We start from the raw sequence: 1,902 nt of genomic DNA, 5'->3' as shown, positions 1-1,902 counted from the left end.
TGTGGACTTTATTTAGTATTTTATATAATTCCTTTGGGAACATTAAATATAATAAAGGTCAATTTTACAGATTAAAGTCTATGATCTTTAGTAAGGAGGATAAAAATGGATTCGAATTCAACGAAAAAATTAACATTAGTGTCTCTAGTATTAATGATTTTTACTTCTGTGTATGGATTTAATAATATTCCAAGATCCTTCTATAAAATGGGATATGCTGCTATTCCGTGGTATATTTTATCAGGAATAACATTCTTTATTCCTTTTGCATTTATGATGGCTGAGTTTGGTGCAGCATTTAAAAATGAGAAAGGTGGAATTTACTCATGGATGGAAAAATCTGTTGGTTCTAAATTTGCATTCATTGGAACCTTCATGTGGTATGCATCCTACATCATCTGGATGGTAAATGTTGCATCTGGTGTATGGGTTCCAATTTCAAATGCGATATTTGGAACAGATACTACAAAGAATTGGTCATTGTTTGGGCTATCCGGACCTAAAACTCTAGGAATCTTAGGTATACTATGGATTATATTTGTTACCTTTGTGTCAACAAAAGGTTTAGATAAAATTAAAAGAATAACATCCTTAGGTGGAAGTGCCGTTGCAGCATTAAATATTGTATTGTTAGTTGGAGCTCTTGCTGTTCTAATAGGAAATCAAGGTAGATTGGCAGAACCAATAGTTGGTTTAAGTTCATTTACAACTTCACCAAATCCTAAATTTGTAGGAGATACAATTGTTTCATTAGCTTTCATAGTTTATGCTATATTTGCTTATGGCGGTATAGAAGTTGTTGGTGGATTAGTAGACCAAACAGAAAATGCAGAAAAAACATTTCCTAAAGGTGTTGCAATATCGGCTGTTATCATATCAATTGGTTATTCATTAGGTATATTTATGGTTGGTATATTTACCAATTGGGCAAGTGTAATGAATACACAAGGTGTTCATCTAGGTAATGCAGGATATGTAGTTATGGCTAATTTAGGATACGCACTTGGAACTGCCTTTGGTACTAGTGAAGCAATAGCAGTTACTATGGGAGCTTGGGTAGCTAGGTTTGTCGGATTGTCAATGTTTCTAGCATTGTCAGGAGCATTTTTTACTTTGACATACTCTCCATTAAAGCAAATAATAGAGGGTACTCCAGCTAAATTATGGCCAGGAAAAATGGGTGAATTGAGAGCAGGAATGCCTTTAAATGCAATGTGGATTCAAGCTACAATAGTTTGTATAATGATATTTTTGGTTGCCTTTGGTGGAGATTCGATGTCTAAGTTTTTTGATATATTAGTTGCAATGACTAATGTAGCAATGACACTTCCATATATGTTTATAGCACTTGCTTTTCCGCCATTTAAGAAAAATAAAGCTATAAAAAAGCCTTTTGAAGTATATAAAAGCTACAGTAGTGCATTTATATGGACAGCGGTAGTTGTGCTAACTGTGGGCTTTGCTAATATATTTTCAATTATAGAGCCGGCTATAGATGGAGATATTAAAACAACCATATGGAGTGTAGCTGGTCCTATATTTTTCACAGTGGTTGCATGGGTAATGTACATTAATTATGAAAGAAAAATTGAATCATAAAATAAAAGGGGCTGTCGTTCTATAGAAAATAACCGCCGAAAGTTAACTTATACTCCGTGAGATGTTTCCAATCTTCAGTACTATAAAAACCTTTAGTCAGTCTAAAGCTCAACATTTTGAAAATCTAAGAAGCATTTATAAACTCGTACCTCAGACATATGAATGCTTCTAAGTTTTTCTAAAATGTTTCGCCAAGATTGACTAAAAAGTTTTTATATGTGCTTCAGCTTTGAAAACATCTCCCTGCGTATAAGTTAACTTTCTGGTGTATTTCTTTATAGTGCGACAGACAATCATGAGATT

Annotated in this window: 1 protein-coding gene; it reads left to right on the top strand. The window is 33.4% G+C overall.

Translation table 11 applies throughout. The annotated features are described in order from the left end of the window. Positions 1 to 105 precede the first annotated feature (105 nt). A complete protein-coding gene (gene yjeM, locus I6U48_RS24785; RefSeq protein WP_246615542.1) occupies positions 106 to 1,599 on the top strand; it encodes a glutamate/gamma-aminobutyrate family transporter YjeM in 1,494 nt (497 codons plus the stop codon). The last annotated feature ends 303 nt before the right edge of the window (positions 1,600 to 1,902 follow it).

It is taken from the genome of Clostridium thailandense (assembly GCF_019207025.1).
GTDB lineage: Bacteria > Bacillota > Clostridia > Clostridiales > Clostridiaceae > Clostridium_AM > Clostridium_AM thailandense.
The sequence above is the reverse complement of the archived record's forward strand: the minus strand, read 5'-3'. Positions and strand labels throughout refer to the sequence as shown.

Excerpts from the sequence above, each read along its gene's own strand:
- yjeM (WP_246615542.1), top strand. The coding sequence starts at position 106 with ATGGATTCGAATTCAACGAAAAAATTAACATTAGTGTCTCTAGTATTA.